Below are 15370 nucleotides of genomic sequence, written 5' to 3'. Positions count from 1 at the left end.
AACCTGCATCCGGGCTCTGACATCAACATTCTTGGGAAGGAGGAGTCTCTCTTGAAGAGATCCATCGAACGTGTCGCGGTACGTGAGGCCGGGCCTCACGCCTCTAGGGGTGCTCCCCTGAGGCTCATGGCGCTTTTCGTCGCCGGCGTTCTTCTGAGCGTCTTTGCGCTAGTCATGACGGTGGGACGGGCCGGTGCGGAGGCCCCGATCAAGGGGTCCTTCCAGGGCAACGCCTACGCTACCTACGCTAATGCCGTGGCGGGACCTGTGGCAGCTTCTCTCGGACGTTCGGCTTTCATCCCCTGTCCGTGCAACGGCACCAACGGGAAGACGCTCTCCAACACCGTCGACAGCGTCAAGGCCCCTGCGAACGGCAGGGTGCTCAGCGCCAGCGTAACCCGCAGCACGGTCTACACCAAGAAGAGCGCGACCTCCGCCGCGGTCCACAACACCTCCACCATCACCGGGGTGAGCCTGCTCAACGGGCTCGTCAAGGCCGACGCGATAAAGGCCGTTGCGAACACCTCCGCAAACACGAAGAGGATAACGAGCAACACGAACGGCTCCAGCCTCGTCAACCTCAAGATAGCCGGGAAGCCGGTGAAGGCCAACGTGTCGCCCAATTCCAAGCTCAACCTGCCCGGCATAGGCTACGTCGAGCTCAAGCACGTTCAGAAAGGTGGCAACGGCAGGCAGACCGGCCGTATCTCGGTGGACATGATCACCGTGGTGGTCACGCAGAACAATTCTTTTGGACTGCCGGTTGGGGCCAGGATAGTCGTCGGACACGCCGCGAGCGGTTTCTCGCGCACCCAGCCCAAGGCCAACCTCGGCGGGCAGGCCTACACCGCTTACGCGAAGACCAGTAGCCCGCTGCTCGCCAACGAGGTGGGGCGGGCGGCCTTCATCTTCGTCGGGTGCGAGGGTACTGGCGGCAAAGTCAAGCGCAACAACATAAGTGACGTCGGTATCGATGGCATCCTCTCCCTCGGGGCCGGGGATACCACGGCCTACGGCCGGCAGCTCGTGAGCGGCGGCGTCGCGAAGACGAGCGCGCGGGTTGCCGGGGTCGATCTGCTCGGCGGGCTCATCAAGGCCGACACGATAACCGCCGCGGCGCAGGATACCTACAGAAACGGCGTGCGCACGAGCTCGACGGCGGGCACACAGTTCGCGAACCTCAAGGTGCTCAATGTCCCGCTTCCCATAAACGTCCGCCCCAACACCAGAATATCCCTCCCGGGGATCGGCTACGTGGTGATAAACCAGCAGATCATCCCGAAACCGACCTCGACGGCGAGGACACAGGTCAACGGGTTGCACGTCTACGTGACGACCCAGAACCTCCTCGGGATCCCGGTCGGGACCGAGATCATAGTCGCCCACGCCGACACGAAGGCCTACCGGTTCTAGCCGGCGGAGGAGCCTCTACGGAGGGGACGGCCGACACCCGGGCCGTCCCCTCTACCTGCCCACTATCTTGATCGCGTCGGCGATGATGTACCCTTTGCCCGCCGTCCAGCGGGAGACGAGCACGTTCCACTGATCGCCGGCCGGCATCTCGAAGGTGCCGATGTGATTCCAGCGGCCGCCGTTCCTGCGCTGGTTCACCCGCACCCACCTCCAGCCGGAGGTGGTGAGGACCCCGATGGGAACCGAGTTGTTGTAGCCGCGGTTGGCCGGCCACCAGGCGTAGACGTCGTAGCTTCCGCTCTGGGGAAGATCGAAGCGATACTTCGCGGTGTCGCTCACCGCCTTCGGCGTCGTGAAGCGGTAGTTCCAGTAGTAGCGCTCGGGGTTCCACGAGCTCCAGCGCCAGTTGCCCGAGGCGCTGAAGCGGCCGGAGGTGGTGTCGTCCGCGTTGTCTATCACGCGCTTGTAGTTTATGCCGCCGTTCCCGCCGCCGGACGCTACCGAGCCCGCGTACTGTGCGACGTAGCTCATGTAGAGGTCCCAGTTCCAGTAGGGACCGGGGTCCTTGTGATGGTCGGCCCCTCCATACTCACCAGGGTTGTTCGGGTCCGGTACCTCATCATGCCCGATTATGTGCTCGCGGTCTACCGCTATCCTGTACTTCTCGCACAGATACGCCGTCAGCCTCGCCGAAGAGCGGTACATCGCATCCGTGAACCACGAAGGGTCGTCTATGTAGCCCTCGTGCTCTATCCCTACCGAGTGCTCGTTGTAGTACCAGTTGCCCGCGTGCCAGGCGATGTCCTTCTCGAGAACCGACTGTCCTATGTAGCCGTCGGAGGAGCGCACCACGTAGTGGGCCGAGGACTGGGCTGCGGGGTTTTCGAACCAGTTTATCGTGGCCGACCAGGAGCCCTGGGTGACGTGGATTATGACCCTGTCTATTGAGTAGTCGGTGGGGCGGTTTGCGGGGGTGTAGTTCGCCGTGCTCGCCGGGTAGTAGCCTGCGTAGGGGTAGTCGGCCGCCACTAGGAGACCTCCTGGGGCTCGAGGGTCACACTCTCTCCGGTGCTGATTACCTTCGAAGCCCCACTCTGTAGCGTCCCGAAGACCTGCGCAGCGTAGAGCTCCCCGCCGCCCACGCCCGCCGTGGCGCTGTAACTTATCCCGCCTCCGCCGTTGCCGGCGACCGCCCCGTACCAGCCGGCGAGGGTCACGGGCCTCGCGCTGCCCTGGGAGGAGGCGAGCAGGGCCGCCCCGCCGAGGATGTTGGAGAAGCGGTCCGAGACGAGGCTCTGCCGGGAGAGCCCGGTGAGCCTGGAGGCCGCGCCCAGTGTGTCGGCCGAGGGGTTCTGCACGAGCGCCATGATGCCGTAGACGCCGCGCGCGTCCGGGTCTCCCTCCCGGTAGCCGTTCGCGGCAGGAGGGGGCATCTCCCAGCGGGTGTTGACGTAGCCCATCGCCAAAAGCAGCTCGACCGGCAGGCGATATCTGGCCGCCGCCCGGGTGAATTCTTCCTCGATCCCCGAGAGGGCCGCCGTCTGTGCCTCGCCCTTTCCGGGCAATGCCCCCACCAGGAGCGCTCCCACGGTAAAAGTTGACCCCAGCTTCAGAAATTCCCTGCGCCCGAAGAGACGCTCGCAAAACTCAGGTGCACCCTGATACTGCCTGGAAAAGCCCATCCTCCCCTCCAGGTTCGCCACAATCGGGCGCCAATATACATCAGATGCAGGCTCCAAAGCAACAAGCTTTAACAGGACCACCGCTTACAGGACGTTACTTTGCGAATATGTGCACGGTTGTTACCGGGAATTAACTCTCTGTTAAGAAGTCGCCGGACACGCTGCGTGAGGAAGCCGGTGGAGATAACATGAACTTGCTTCGTCGGGTGCGGCAGAAGAGGAAGGCGGTGCGGATGGGAGAGACGACCCGTACGCTGAGGCCGGCCGGAGGCCGGCACCAAGTACGCATGCCATACTACTGGATCGTTGTGAGGTATCTGCCCGGTCGGATGGAGGTCTTCACCAGGGTGTTGGGCGGTGGTGAGGTGGTACTGCCGGTGTTCAGCTCGGAGGGAGATGCTGCTGGTTTCGCCGGGCGTTGTGGGGAGACGGGATGGCGGGCGCGCAGGACGGGTGCGGGGGAGCTCATCTCGGTGCTCTTCGGGCCGTGCAGGGGGTGTGGCGTGGTGGCTCTGGATCCTCCGTCTGATCTCCAGGTGGAGGAGGCGCTCAGGGTCTCCTGTATCGGGCGTGAGGTCTTTCTGGAGCCCATTCTGGGGCGGGGGAGGTCCTGGTTCGAGGGCACCGGCACTATCTCCTAGGCTGTAGCGGTTCCAAAACGCGGAAGCCTGTTGTATGCTTCCGGGTATCGTCCGGAGAACGCGTGCGGGGAGGAGAGATGGGAGCGAGCGGCGAAGGGCCCCAGGGTTTGATGGACCGCAGGAGCTTTCTCAGGGCCGGAGGGCTGGGTCTCGCCGGTGCGGTGCTGTTCGGGGCTTCGGGTTGTGGCGGTAGCGACCAGGGGGGCCAGGCAAAGAGCGGGGGGACCATCAGGACGAGTCTGGACAGCGATCCCCCGACGCTCGACCCGGCGCTCGCCTACGATTTCGTGAGCTGGCCGCTCATCCACGCGATGTTCCTCACGCCCATAACCTATGATCAGAGCGGGAAGGGTTTCGTGCCCTGGGCGGCGAAGGAGGTCCCCAGGCCCGAGAACGGGGGCAGGAGGTACGTCTTCGATATCCGGCCCGGGATAAAGTTCGTCGACGACGAGCCGACCGACGCGGCGGCGTTCAAGTACGCCATAGAGCGCATAATGGACCCCAAGACCAAGAGTCCTGTGACCGGGTTCTACACCAACATCGTCGGGGCGAAAGCGTACCAGAAAAGGCCCAGGGGCGGCATAAAAGGGATAAAGGTGCTCTCGAGGTACCGGCTGCAGTTCGACCTGGAGAAGCCGGATCAGGTCTTCCTGCAGACCATGTGCGTCCCTTCGGCCTCCGCGGTGCCCCGGAAGGCCGTCGAGAAGTACGGGGATGACTTCGCCGGGCATGTCGTGGCCAACGGTCCCTTCAAGCTCGGCGAGTGGAAGAGAGGGGCGAGGCTCGTCCTCAAGAAGAACGACGACTACAAGAACCCTTCGGGTCGACCCGAGACCACGGAGGCGAGGCTGGACGAGATAGACTTCGCCATCGGCGTGGATCCGCACGTCGCCCTTCTGCGGGTGGAGCAGGGCTCTTCTCAGGTGGCCGGGGGAGGCATTCCCTCCTCGGACTTTGCCGCGGTGATGAACAATCCCAAGTGGAAGGACTACATAAAGCACGGCACGCTCAACGTGCTCGAGTACTTCTACGTCAACACCCAGAAGAAACCCTGGAGCGATCCCAGGGTGCGCCGGGCGCTGCAGTACGCCATAGACAAGAAGCGCGTCGTTCAGGTCATAAACGGCCGGGCCACGGTGGCGGATCAGATCCTGCCGCCCAACATGCCCGGCTACGACAGGAGCATAAAAGGATACCCCTATGATCCGGAGAAGGCCCGCAGCCTGCTGCGGGATGCCGGTTTCAAGAAAGGGACGCCGCTCGACTTCTGGACCGCCAAAGACCCCGATGGGGACAAGATCTCGCAGGTGATTCAGCAGAACCTCTCGGACATCGGGATAGACGCCACCATAAGGAACGTCTCCTTCAGCGAGTATCTCAGCCAGACCAAGGCCGGGAAGACCGACGCCGGGCTCGCGAACTGGTATCAGGACTACCCGGATCCCTCGGACTTCCTCGACATCCTGTTCAACTCAGATCAGATCCCGGCCAACAACTACTCCAGATACTCCAACCCGAAGGTCGACCGGGAGCTGGAGCGGGCGCAGTACATGCTCGACCGCAGGAAGAGGCTCGCGCTCTACCAGAAGATCCAGCGCCAGATCCTCTCCGACGATCCCATAGTCCCGCTCTACTACCCGGTCGAGTACGACTTCGTCTCGCCGAAGGTGGGCGGTTTCAGGGTGCACCCGGTTTGGACCGGTTCGCTCTACGCCCAGTGGTACCTGAAGCGGAGCTGACTCCTGCGCCCCGCCTCACGGGGCCTGCGAGCACCTACATTTTGTGGTGGCTGGTGGTATCCTGCGGCGGTGCTCGTTGCCGGCGGAGTATATAATGTGCCCCCAGGGAGGATGGATGTCAGGAGGCGGTAAAGCGCTAGATGACGGGCTCGAAAGCGCCCTCGTGGGGCGCTACAGGGTCCAGAGCACGCTCGGGTCCGGTGGTATGGCCGTAGTCTACCGGGCGGAGGACACCGTGCTCGGCCGCCTGGTCGCGCTCAAGACGCTGCGCGAGGCCTACGCCGAGGATGCGACCTTCAGGGTGCGCTTCCGTCAGGAGGCGAGGGCGATGGCTTCCCTCGACCATGAGAACATCGTGCGCATCTACGACATCTACCGGGACGGACAGCTGCCCTTCATCGTCGCCGAGTACGTCGACGGCAACGACGTGGGGAAGCTGATAGAGCGGCGCGGTCGTCTGAGCGAGCAGCACGCGAAGAACATAGCAGTGCAGGTGCTCCGGGCTCTCTCCTACGCCCACGCCCGGGGCATTATCCACCGGGACATAAAGCCGCAGAACGTGCTCTCGACCTGGGACGGCCGGGTGAAGGTCGCCGACTTCGGCATCGCGCGCATGCTCGAAGAAGAGGGAGCGGAGAGCGGTGAGATAGTCGGCAGCGCCCGCTACATGTCCCCGGAGCAGCTGCGGGGCGAGGAGGCGACCCCCCGCAGCGATATCTATGCGGTGGGGGTGCTTCTGTACCACTGCCTGGTGGGGCGTCCCCCGTTCAACGGCAGCCTCAAGAAGATCATGCGGGATCAGCTCCGCAAGCCCCCCCGGCCGCCCCGGCAGATGAACAGAAAGATCTCCGCCCACATGGAGGCCGTGATCCTCAAAGCCCTCTCCAAAGACCCGTCGGACCGGTACGCCTCGGCCGAGCAGATGCTGCGAGATCTCGAAGAAGAGCGTCCCGGCGGGGTGCGTCACCAGATCCTGCGCGGGAGGCGGATGCTCGCCGCCGCCTCGCTGGCCGTGCTGGTGGTCTTCGGTGGTGGGGTCTCCCTGGCTGCGAACCTCATCCAGCCGGTCTCCGGCACGCACCGCGCAGCCGCGGCCGCCGGGCACCCCACGCAGGAGAAGCGGGCCTCGGACGTACATCAGGAGAAAGCATCCTCCGGGCATACCACGACAGACCGGAAGAGGCCTGCCTCGGGAAGGTCGCAGACCTCCTACGCGGTCATCCCCGATGTACGGGCGTACTTCGACTACGCCGCGCAGAGGGTTCTGGAGGAGCGGGGGTTCAGGGTGCGCTTCGTCTACGAGCAGCACTCCCGATTCGCCAACCGCGGGGTCACCTGGGCGACGCGTCCGGCGATTGGAACCAGGGCGCCAGAGGGTTCGACGGTTACCGTCTACGCGACACCGAAGGTCCTGCCCCAGCCCACCTACTGAGATAAGCTCCTGGTAGAGTTTGTGGCCGCCAGGGGTTAGAGTTTGGTGAGTGAATGATCCCTACTGGAGGAGAATCGTATCTCCATGGAACTCAAGAGCAAAGAAGAGATGAGGAACGAGATACTGCAGTCCTGGCTCAGGAGTGCCTGGGTCTACCCCGTGCGCGGGCCGGAGAACCGGCTCTTCCTGCGCCTTACCCCCGGCGGCAGGCTCAAGATGCGCAAGAAGATCGGCGAGCTCGAGAGCACCCTCGAGGTGAAGGGCGAGGAGCTCGTCAGGCAGGAGCAAGAAGGGAACATGCCCCTCGACCGCGACCGGCTGGAGCTGGTCATGATGGTCCAGGCGTACACCTCCGAGCGGCGTCTGATCGAGAGCCAGGGGCTCTCTCTCGGTACGCCGGTCGTGAGCCTGGAGGAGGACGAGGAAGAGGAGGATTGAGCCGGCCGGAGAGCGGGGTTCACCCGGCGTGAGGTCCCCCCTGGCGGTCTGCCGGGAATGCCGGGCCGGGCTGGGGGAGGCTGCGGGCAGGCTCGGCTTCCTGTCCTTCCCCGTCGCCCCTGTCGAGCCGCCGAAGCATGTCAGGGAGCGCGTTTTCGCCCGCAGTTCCGGAGGTGAGGAACAGGCCGGGGATGATAGACCTCGGGCCGCGCTCGCCGCCTTCGCCGTTCTGGTGGGGCTCGGCTGGGCATATTACGGACTCTACCAGGAGAGCCGGCGGCTCTGGAGGCGCGATTGCACCAGACCCAGCATCACGCGGGGCATCTCGTCCGCCGACACGCTCGTGATCGACGCTGCGAACGGAGATGTGGTGCTTGACGTATACAACGTGCCGAGCCTGCCTCAGAAGTTGGCCCACCGGGTCTGACCCATCAGAGAGGGAGGTCGAGCCGTCTCCCTCGGCACGATGCATGCCAGCTGGGATGGCACCAGACGGATGACAGGGGAGATGCCGGTCCCCGTAGAAGCGCCGCGCCATCGACGTCACCGCCCGGCCGCCGGGTGGAGAAGATGGGGGGCCGGTCTGCCTGTACGCCAGCCTCTAGAAGCCCCCTCCACGCGGACATGTAGAATGTGTGGGGCCGGAGATTGTGGAGCAGAGAGAACCTAGGTGCTGGAGGGATCTTGGATAGCCTGTTCGACACCCTGGAGGGAGGGGAGGACCGCGAGGGAAGACTCGCCGAGCTGGCGCGCCAGGTCTCGGTGTGTACCAAGTGCGACCTCGCGAGCACACGCACCAACACCGTCTTCGGTAGTGGTGACCCCTACTCGCCTCTGATGCTCGTCGGCGAGGGGCCTGGGGAGAATGAGGATGCCACGGGTCTGCCCTTCGTCGGCAGGGCCGGAAAGCTGCTCGACGACATACTCGCCGCTGTCAATCTGACCCGCGACGACGTTTACCTGACCAACATAGTGAAGTGCCGCGCCGCCATCGAGGAGAACGGGCGGGTGAGAAACCGGCAACCCCGGACCGCGGAGATAAACGCCTGCAACCCCTACCTGCGAGCCCAGATCGAAGCTATAAAGCCGGATATCATACTTTGTCTCGGTGGGCCCGCGGCCAAGACGATAATAGACAGGGACTTCAGGATCACCCGCGACCGCGGGCGCTGGTACGAGGCCTTCGGAGCGAAGGCGATGGCGACCTTTCACCCGGCCTACGTCCTGCGCCAGCACGGGGAAGAGCTCAAGCAGACCAAACGCCTGGTCTGGAAGGACATCCAGGCAGTCCACGCCGAGTACCTGAAGGCGCTGGAGGCCCGGCGAGGCTAGAGGCGGGGTAAAAATTTTACTGGTATTGCCCGAGTGCGGGCTGATATTATCTGTTTGCAAAGGGAGAAACGTTTTTGAGAGGGATCTGCAGCCTTGATAAGCACGACGTCTCGCATGATGGATACGGCAGACAAAGAGATTCTCAACCTCCTCCAGCGTGACCTGCCGCTGGTGAGGGAACCTTTCGCGGAGCTGGGAGCCGGGCTCGGGCTGTCAGATCACGACGTGATCCGGCGTATAGAAGCCCTGAAGAGAACGAGGGTCATAAGACAGATAAGCGCCATCTTCGACACCCGTGTGCTGGGCTATGACTCGAGCCTGGTGGCCTCCAGGATACCCCCGGAACACCTGCGGGAGGGGGCGAAGGCCATAAACTCCCACCCCGGTGTCTCGCACAACTACGAGAGGGACAACGAGTTCAACCTCTGGTACACGGTCGCGGTGCCGCCGGACTCCAGGCTCGGGCTGGAGGGTACAGTGGAGGTTCTGCACAGGATCAGCGGAGCAGAGAAGACCCGCATCCTTCCCACCCTGAAGCTGTTCAAGATCGGGGTGACGCTGGACATGAAGGAGGGCGCCACGCCCCGCAAGGAGACCCCGGCGTACGGCGAGGGCGACCGTCAGGCGGCTGACCGCAACATAACCGAGGAGGACAAGGCAGCGATCCGCATCCTGCAGGAGGACCTGCCGCTGACCCCCAGGCCCTTCGACCTGTGGGCCGAGCAGGCAGGGATGGACGCTGCCGAGCTGATCGAGCGGGCGCAGGATCTCAGATCGCGCAGGATCATGCGGCGCTTCGCGGCCGTGCTCTACCACCGCAAGGCCGGCTTCCGGGCGAATGCGATGGGGGTCTGGAAGGTGCCCAGGGAGCGGGTGGACGAGGTGGGGGCGATGTTCGCCGGCTATCAGGCGGTCTCGCACTGTTACGAGCGGCCCGTCTACGAGGACTGGCCGTACTCGATCTTCTCGATGGTCCACGGCCGCTCGAAGGAGGAGTGCGAGGCGGTGCTGAAAGCGATGTCCGAGGAGAGCGGCATCACCGAGTACGACTCGCTCTACTCGACCCGCGAGTACAAGAAGACCCGCGTGCGCTACTTCACCCCGGAGATGGAGGCCTGGGAGCGCCTCTACGCCGGGGTCCTGCGTTAGTCCCTCTGGCCAGAGAGCCTTCGCGCCAGCTCGACGAAGTCTCCCGCGACGAGGTCGAAGCCGGACTCCGGTATCCGGAAGCTCCTGCCGGGCCCGAACTCCAGCGGCCGCCGCACCAGCGCGGTGGCGAGCCCGACGTCTGCGGCGGCGCGCAGGTCGTCGGGGTGGGCGGCGACCATCATCACCTCCTGCGGCTCCAGGTCGAGCAGCCGGGGGACCATCAGGTAGACCTCCGGGTCCGGCTTGTAGCGCCGGACGAGCTCGGCCGAGAGGATGAGGTCCCACGGGAGGGAGGACCGCTTCGCCATCTCGACCAACAGCGAGACGTTGCCGTTGGAGAGGGTGGCAAGTATGTGTCTTTCCCGCAGGCGCGCGAGACCCTCCGGAACGTCCGGCCAGGGGTCGAGCCGGTGCCAGACTTTGTTCAGATGGTCCTTCTCGGCCTCGTCCAAACCTTCGATCCCGAACCTCTCCACGAGCTCTTCGAGCGAGGCGCGGTGCAGGGCGTCGAGTTTCTTCCATGGGATCTCACCTCGCCGCACCCGCTCCAGTGAGGGCCGGTAGCCGGCGCGCCAGGCGTCGGCGAAGGCGGCCCAATCCACGGCGAGATCCTTCTTTCTGCTCAGCTCCTCGCCCTCCCGGATGATCGAGGAACGCCAGTCGACCACGGTCCCGAAGACGTCGAAGGCGAGCGCCCTGATCTCCATCGTCATGAGAGGAAGCCGAAGAAGAGGTTGCGGAAGACGTCCGGCTTCTCGACGTGCGGGGAGTGGCCGCAGTCCTCGATGACCTCTTCCCGGAATGAGCCGCCCACGGCGGCGTAGTTCTCGAGCAGGACCCGCATCTGCGAGACCATCGGCTGCGGGGGGTAGACTTCCTCACCCGGCCAGTCCGGGACGGCCCCGAGTCGTCCGAGGGTCCCGAAATCTAATAGCGATTCGTCGGAGACGATCACATCGTCTGCGCCCCGCACCCAGAGCACGGGCGGTTTCGGTTCGATCCCGGCGAAACCGGAGAGGTTGCAGTACCTGGGGGAGATTGCGTTGTTGACGCCGCGCCTGCCGGGGGCGAGACCGGGCCAGTTGGGGGAGGTGGTGAGGTCGCCGGGGTAGTTGTCCTCACCGGTCGCGGTGGAGAGCATCGAGGAGAGGTAGACCTCTTCCCGTTCCGGCTCGAAGGGAGGCTTGAAGTAGAACTGCCGCATCACGTTGCGCGGAGAGTTTGCGTCCTCGTCCGTGCGATCGCCCTCCGAGAGACGGCGGACGAACTCCGGGTTGGCGGTCCCGCCTCCGGAGCCGGCGAAGTCCGGCCAGCAGGGGGTGCCGCCCTCGTCTTTCGTTCCCCCGAAACCGTAGGGTGACATGGGGTCTATGAGCGTGATCGAGGCGACCTTCTGCGGGTGGTCCATGGTGTATTGCAGCGCGATCGCACCTCCCATGGACCAGCCGGCGAGGTGCAGCCGCGTTCCCTGGAGCCCGAGTGACTCGACCAGCGCGAAGAGGTCATCGGAGAAGTCCCTGAGGCCGCGGGTGGCGTCCACGGGGGCGACCTCGGAATCGCCGAAGCCCCTGAGGTCGGGGGCGAGGCCACGGAAACCCTGCGGGAAGGCCGCGAGCGTCTCCTCGAAGAAGCGCGAGGAGGAGACGTTCCCGTGGATCATGAGCACCGGTATCCCCTCTTCGGGGCCGCTCTCCAGCAGGTGCGTGCGGAGGCGGGAGGTCTGCACGGTTTTCGAACGAACGCCTTCCAGAAGCGGCGTGTTGTCCTGCAACGTCTCTCCTCCTCGTGTGGTCTCCAGTATGGAAGGAAGTTTAGCGGCGTGGATTGCCACGCGCCCGGTCCTCGGGGTGCAGCCGGTACGAAAGGGTGGCATCATGAACACATGGTGGAGACCTGGGAGAGGGAACTCCGTTGCTGAGGCTCGACGAGGCGGGTGTCGGGCGTTTCCTGAGCATGGAAGAGGTGATCTCCGCGATGGAGCACGCCCTCGCGGACTTCTCGGGCGGCAGGGTGGTACAGCCCGGGCGCGTCATGGTCCCGGTCTTAGATTACCGGGGCTTTCTCGGCGTCATGCCCGCGTACACCGGTAGCGCGCTCGGGGCCAAGCTGGTCTCGCTCTACCCGCACAACGAGGGGGTTCCGACCCACCACGCCGAGATCCTGCTCTTCAGGCCCGAGACCGGTGAGCCGCTGGTGAGCATGGACGGGCGGCTCATAACCGAGGTGCGTACCGCGGCGGTCTCTGCAGTAGCCACGGAGTACCTCGCCCGGCGTGATGCAGCTGTGCTCGCGATCCTCGGGGCCGGCGCGCAGGCACGCAGCCACCTGGAGGCGCTCGGACTGGTGCGGGATTTCCGGGAGGTGAGGGTGTGGAGCCCGCGCCGGGCCAGGGCGTTCGCCGAGGAGCACGGGGCGATCGCGACAGCCTCAGCGGAGGAGGCGGTGCGGGGGGCGGATGTTGTGGTAACGGCGACGACTTCGCCCGATCCCGTGCTCTTCGGGGAATGGCTCTCACCGGGAGCGCACGTGAACGCGGTCGGCGCACCCCGCCCCGAGTGGCGGGAACTCGACGACGGGGTGCTGCGGAGGGCTATCCTCTACGTGGATTCCCGGGAGGCCGCGATGAAGGAGGCGGGAGACGTGAGGGCCGCCGGGGAGATCTTCGCCGAGATCGGGGAGGTCGTCGCCGGGGTGAAGCCCGGCCGGCGGTCGGAAGAGGAGATCACGCTGTTCAAGTCGGTGGGGCTCGCGGTGGAGGATTTGGCGACGGCGGAGCTGGTCTGGCGCAAGGCGTCGGGTCGATGAACTGCTATGAGGTGAAGGGATGCGGGCGTGCTCAGGCGTACGGGAGGGAGGCGGATCTTGTCTGATCTCTGGCGGAGAGAGCTGGTAGACGGGGAGGTCGGGCTCGCCGTCTGGTGGTCCGGCAGAGGGGACGAGCCGGTGGTTTGCCTGCACGGGATCAGCTCCCAGCACCGCTCGTTCAACGCGCTCGCGAGGCGTCTTGCCGGCGGGCGGCCGCTCATCGGGGTTGACCTGCGGGGCCGGGGGGACTCGGAGAAGCCCGGCCCCGGCTCCTACGGGCTCGAGGCCCACGCGCGCGACGTGGTGCGGGTGCTAGACCATTTCGGCCTGGAGCGGGCCACGCTCGCCGGACATTCGATGGGGGCGTTCGTCGCGCAGAGGGTGGCGCTCTCGCACCCCGAACGGGTGCGGGCGCTCGTGCTTCTCGACGGCGGCTGGCCGCGGGTGGAGGGGCGGGAAGAGCTCTCCGGCGGGGTCTCCGAGGGGCTCGCCCGCTCCTTCAGCCGGCTCCGGATGACCTTCGAGAGCCCCGACGATTACCTCCGTTTCTGGTATCCGGAAGAGGGGGTGACGATGCGGGATCTGACGCCTGAACTCGCCGATTACTACCGCTACGACCTGGAGGAGGTCGAAGGTGGCTACCGGCCCAAGGCCTCTTTAGTGGCCTGTACGGAGGATGCGGAGGACGTCGCCCGCTCGGCGTTGACCACCGCGGAGATGGGCCGCATCTCGTGCCCGGTCGCGCTGGTGCGCGCCGCGGAGGGGTTCTTCCCGGGGAGCGCGCCGCTCATCTCCGAGAACGTGCGGCGTCGGATGGAGGACTCGTTCGACGTGAGAGGGTCGATCCTCCTGGAGGACACCAACCACTACACGCTCATGTGGGAGCCGGCCGTCGGCCGGTGGGCCGGGGTGCTCCTCGAAGGCTGGACGCGCTAGAGCGTGCCTTTGGCCTTGCGGCGGCGGGTGCGCAGGACGAAGTAGTAGACCGCAGCGGCCGCGAGCAGGAGGACCAGGACGGCACTCGCGTACCACTCGGTTTGGGCGAAAAGCGTCGCCAGCGCCGCGAGCGCCGCGGAGGCTGGTACCGTGAGGATCCAGGCCCACACTATCCGCCAGGCCACCCCCCAGCGCACCGCGCTGAACCTCTTCGTCGCACCTGCCCCCATCACCGAGCCGGAGATCACGTGCGTCGTGCTGACCGGAAAGCCCCAGGAGGTGGCCGCCTGGATCACCAGGGCTCCGACCGTCTGGGCCGCGAAGCCGTGGACCGGCTCCATCTGGATGATCCTGCTGCCGAGCGTGCGGATGATCCTCCACCCGCCGGCCCAGGTGCCGAGCGCGATCGCGAGCGCGGAGGCCAGAACGACCCACAGGGGCACCGCGAAGCTGCCTATGAAGCCGGAACTGAGCAGCGCCAGCGTTATGATCGCCATGGTCTTCTGGGCGTCGTTCGCCCCGTGGCTGAAGGAGACGAAAGCGCTGGAGAGGATCTGGAGCTTGCGGAAGGCGTCGTTGGCGCGGCTCGGGCGGGCCCTTCGGAAGACGTTGAGCAGCACGACGGTGGCTATGTACGCCGCGACGAGCCCGATCACCGGGGAGGCGACGAGCGCGACGAACACCGGGTAGACCTCGTCCCAGGCCACCGCGCCCGCCCCGTAGGCCGCGATGCCCATCCCGATGAGCGCACCGATCAACGCGTGCGAGGAGCTGGATGGCAGACCGGCCCTCCAGGTGATCAGGTTCCACGCTATCGCCCCGAACAGGACGGCTATGATCTCCGCGAGCCCGACACCCCCCGAAGGTCCAACCAGACTGCCGATCGTGTTGGCGACCGTGGCGTGCAACAGCTGGGTCGCGACGACCGCCCCGATCAGGTTGAGCGCGGCCGAGAAAAGGACCGCGACATAGGGCGGTAGTGCCCGGGTGCCGACCGTCGTGGCGATGGCGTTGGCGGTGTCGTGGAAGCCGTTGGTGAAGTCGAAGCCGAGGGCGGTTGCCAGCGTGAAGAGCAGCAGAACGACCTGCGCCTCATGCATTCTTTATCGCGATCCCCTCGAGTACGTTGGCCACGTCCTCGCAGCGGTCGAGCGCATCCTCCAGCAATCCGTAGAGATCCTTCAGCTTGAGCACCTCCAGCGTCCTGTAGCTCCCCCCGAAGAGTTCGGCTATCGCGCGCCGGGAGACCGCGTCTCCCACGTCCTCCAGCCTGTGCACCTCGATTATGTGATCCTTGTAGGGCTTGCCCGAACCGAGCTTCTTCGTCGCCTCCTCGAGCTGGGATGCGGCCTGGACGAGGAGATCCGCCAGTTCCCGGGCGGGGGGTGTGATCTCGCCGATGTCGTAGAGGTTGGCCGTGTCGGCTATCTCCTCTATGTAATCCACTATGTCGTCCATGCCCGCGGCGAGCGAGTATATGTCCTCCCGGTCGAAGGGGGTGACGAAGGTCCGGTGCAGGGCGGAGATTATCTCGTGGGTGGTGTCGTCTCCCCGATGCTCGAGTTCCTTGATCCGCTTCTGGTGTCCGGCGAGCTCACCGGGGTTCGAGAATGCCACCTCGAGCAGCCGGGCAGAGCGTGAGATGTTCTTCGACTGCTCCTCGAAGTACTCGTAGAAGCGGCGCTCGCGCGGGACCAGTGAGATTGTTCCCAAGGCCCGACGCAGCCGCCCGGAAGTCGGCGGATTCGGTTTGCTCTCCTCGGACATGACCTCTTTGGCTCCTGCTCTCTCGTTGTATGACCT

Annotated in this window: 16 protein-coding genes; 10 read left to right on the top strand and 6 right to left on the bottom strand. The window is 65.3% G+C overall.

The features are described from left to right. Window positions 1-51: 51 nt before the first annotated feature. Complete coding sequence (locus tag PJB24_RS03425; protein ID WP_273842742.1) at window positions 52-1413, top strand: choice-of-anchor P family protein; 1362 nt, start codon at window positions 52-54, stop codon at window positions 1411-1413. A gap of 51 nt (window positions 1414-1464) precedes the next feature. Here PJB24_RS03425 and PJB24_RS03420 read toward each other — a convergent pair whose 3' ends face one another. Together PJB24_RS03420 and PJB24_RS03415 are read right to left on the bottom strand one after the other, a co-directional pair. Beyond that, entirely contained in the window at window positions 1465-2442 is a 978-nt protein-coding gene (locus tag PJB24_RS03420; protein ID WP_273842740.1) for a golvesin C-terminal-like domain-containing protein, read from the bottom strand. Further along, the gene (locus PJB24_RS03415; protein ID WP_273842738.1) at window positions 2442-3095 is read right to left on the bottom strand and encodes a hypothetical protein; all 654 of its coding nucleotides are present in this window, start codon (window positions 3093-3095) and stop codon (window positions 2442-2444) included. Before PJB24_RS03415 ends, PJB24_RS03420 begins: the two co-directional genes overlap by 1 nt. Window positions 3096-3283: 188 nt before the next feature. On the opposite strand from PJB24_RS03415, the gene PJB24_RS03410 reads away from it, so the two are divergent. The 7 genes from PJB24_RS03410 (at window position 3284) to ahbA (ending at window position 9826) form a co-directional block, all read left to right on the top strand. After that, on the top strand, window positions 3284-3736 hold the full coding sequence (locus PJB24_RS03410) for a hypothetical protein (protein WP_273842736.1): 453 nt from the start codon (window positions 3284-3286) through the stop codon (window positions 3734-3736). 77 nt (window positions 3737-3813) lie between these two features. Next, on the top strand, window positions 3814-5475 hold the full coding sequence (locus PJB24_RS03405; protein ID WP_273842734.1) for an ABC transporter substrate-binding protein: 1662 nt from the start codon (window positions 3814-3816) through the stop codon (window positions 5473-5475). A gap of 115 nt (window positions 5476-5590) precedes the next feature. Then, window positions 5591-6907 carry a protein kinase domain-containing protein gene (locus PJB24_RS03400; protein WP_273842733.1) on the top strand — a complete coding sequence of 439 codons (1317 nt, stop codon included), beginning with the start codon at window positions 5591-5593 and terminating at the stop codon, window positions 6905-6907. 84 nt (window positions 6908-6991) lie between these two features. After that, window positions 6992-7345 carry a hypothetical protein gene (locus tag PJB24_RS03395; RefSeq protein ID WP_273842731.1) on the top strand — a complete coding sequence of 118 codons (354 nt, stop codon included), beginning with the start codon at window positions 6992-6994 and terminating at the stop codon, window positions 7343-7345. Between the two features lie 28 nt (window positions 7346-7373). Next, on the top strand, window positions 7374-7772 hold the full coding sequence (locus PJB24_RS03390) for a hypothetical protein (protein ID WP_273842728.1): 399 nt from the start codon (window positions 7374-7376) through the stop codon (window positions 7770-7772). Window positions 7773-8029: 257 nt separating this feature from the next. Then, window positions 8030-8677: a uracil-DNA glycosylase gene (locus PJB24_RS03385; protein WP_273842727.1), complete on the top strand. Its 648-nt coding sequence runs from the start codon at window positions 8030-8032 to the stop codon at window positions 8675-8677. A 114-nt stretch (window positions 8678-8791) separates the two neighbouring features. Then, the gene (gene ahbA, locus PJB24_RS03380; protein ID WP_273842725.1) at window positions 8792-9826 is read left to right on the top strand and encodes a siroheme decarboxylase subunit alpha; all 1035 of its coding nucleotides are present in this window, start codon (window positions 8792-8794) and stop codon (window positions 9824-9826) included. Here ahbA and PJB24_RS03375 read toward each other — a convergent pair. Continuing rightward, a complete protein-coding gene (locus tag PJB24_RS03375; RefSeq protein ID WP_420541885.1) occupies window positions 9823-10533 on the bottom strand; it encodes a haloacid dehalogenase type II in 711 nt (236 codons plus the stop codon). The genes ahbA and PJB24_RS03375 overlap by 4 nt on opposite strands. 2 nt (window positions 10534-10535) lie before the next feature. Next, window positions 10536-11597, bottom strand: coding sequence for an alpha/beta hydrolase (locus PJB24_RS03370; RefSeq protein ID WP_273842722.1), 1062 nt, complete (start codon window positions 11595-11597; stop codon window positions 10536-10538). A gap of 140 nt (window positions 11598-11737) precedes the next feature. Here PJB24_RS03370 and PJB24_RS03365 point away from each other — a divergent pair, with 140 nt between their 5' ends. Both PJB24_RS03365 and PJB24_RS03360 read left to right on the top strand, forming a co-directional pair. Next, window positions 11738-12631 (top strand): ornithine cyclodeaminase family protein, encoded by an 894-nt coding sequence (locus PJB24_RS03365; protein WP_273842720.1) that lies wholly within the window; start codon window positions 11738-11740, stop codon window positions 12629-12631. Between the two features lie 57 nt (window positions 12632-12688). Further along, window positions 12689-13567 (top strand): alpha/beta fold hydrolase, encoded by an 879-nt coding sequence (locus PJB24_RS03360; protein WP_273842718.1) that lies wholly within the window; start codon window positions 12689-12691, stop codon window positions 13565-13567. On the opposite strand, the gene PJB24_RS03355 is transcribed toward PJB24_RS03360, so the two are convergent. Both PJB24_RS03355 and PJB24_RS03350 read right to left on the bottom strand, forming a co-directional pair. Continuing rightward, window positions 13564-14667, bottom strand: a complete 1104-nt coding sequence (locus tag PJB24_RS03355) for an inorganic phosphate transporter (protein WP_273842717.1) — start codon at window positions 14665-14667, stop codon at window positions 13564-13566. The genes PJB24_RS03360 and PJB24_RS03355 overlap by 4 nt on opposite strands. Next, window positions 14660-15334, bottom strand: coding sequence for a DUF47 domain-containing protein (locus PJB24_RS03350; RefSeq protein ID WP_273842715.1), 675 nt, complete (start codon window positions 15332-15334; stop codon window positions 14660-14662). Before PJB24_RS03350 ends, PJB24_RS03355 begins: the two co-directional genes overlap by 8 nt. Window positions 15335-15370: the final 36 nt, after the last annotated feature.

The sequence above is a fragment of the Rubrobacter calidifluminis genome, assembly GCF_028617075.1.
GTDB lineage: Bacteria > Actinomycetota > Rubrobacteria > Rubrobacterales > Rubrobacteraceae > Rubrobacter_E > Rubrobacter_E calidifluminis.
The sequence above is the reverse complement of the archived record's forward strand: the minus strand, read 5'-3'. Positions and strand labels throughout refer to the sequence as shown.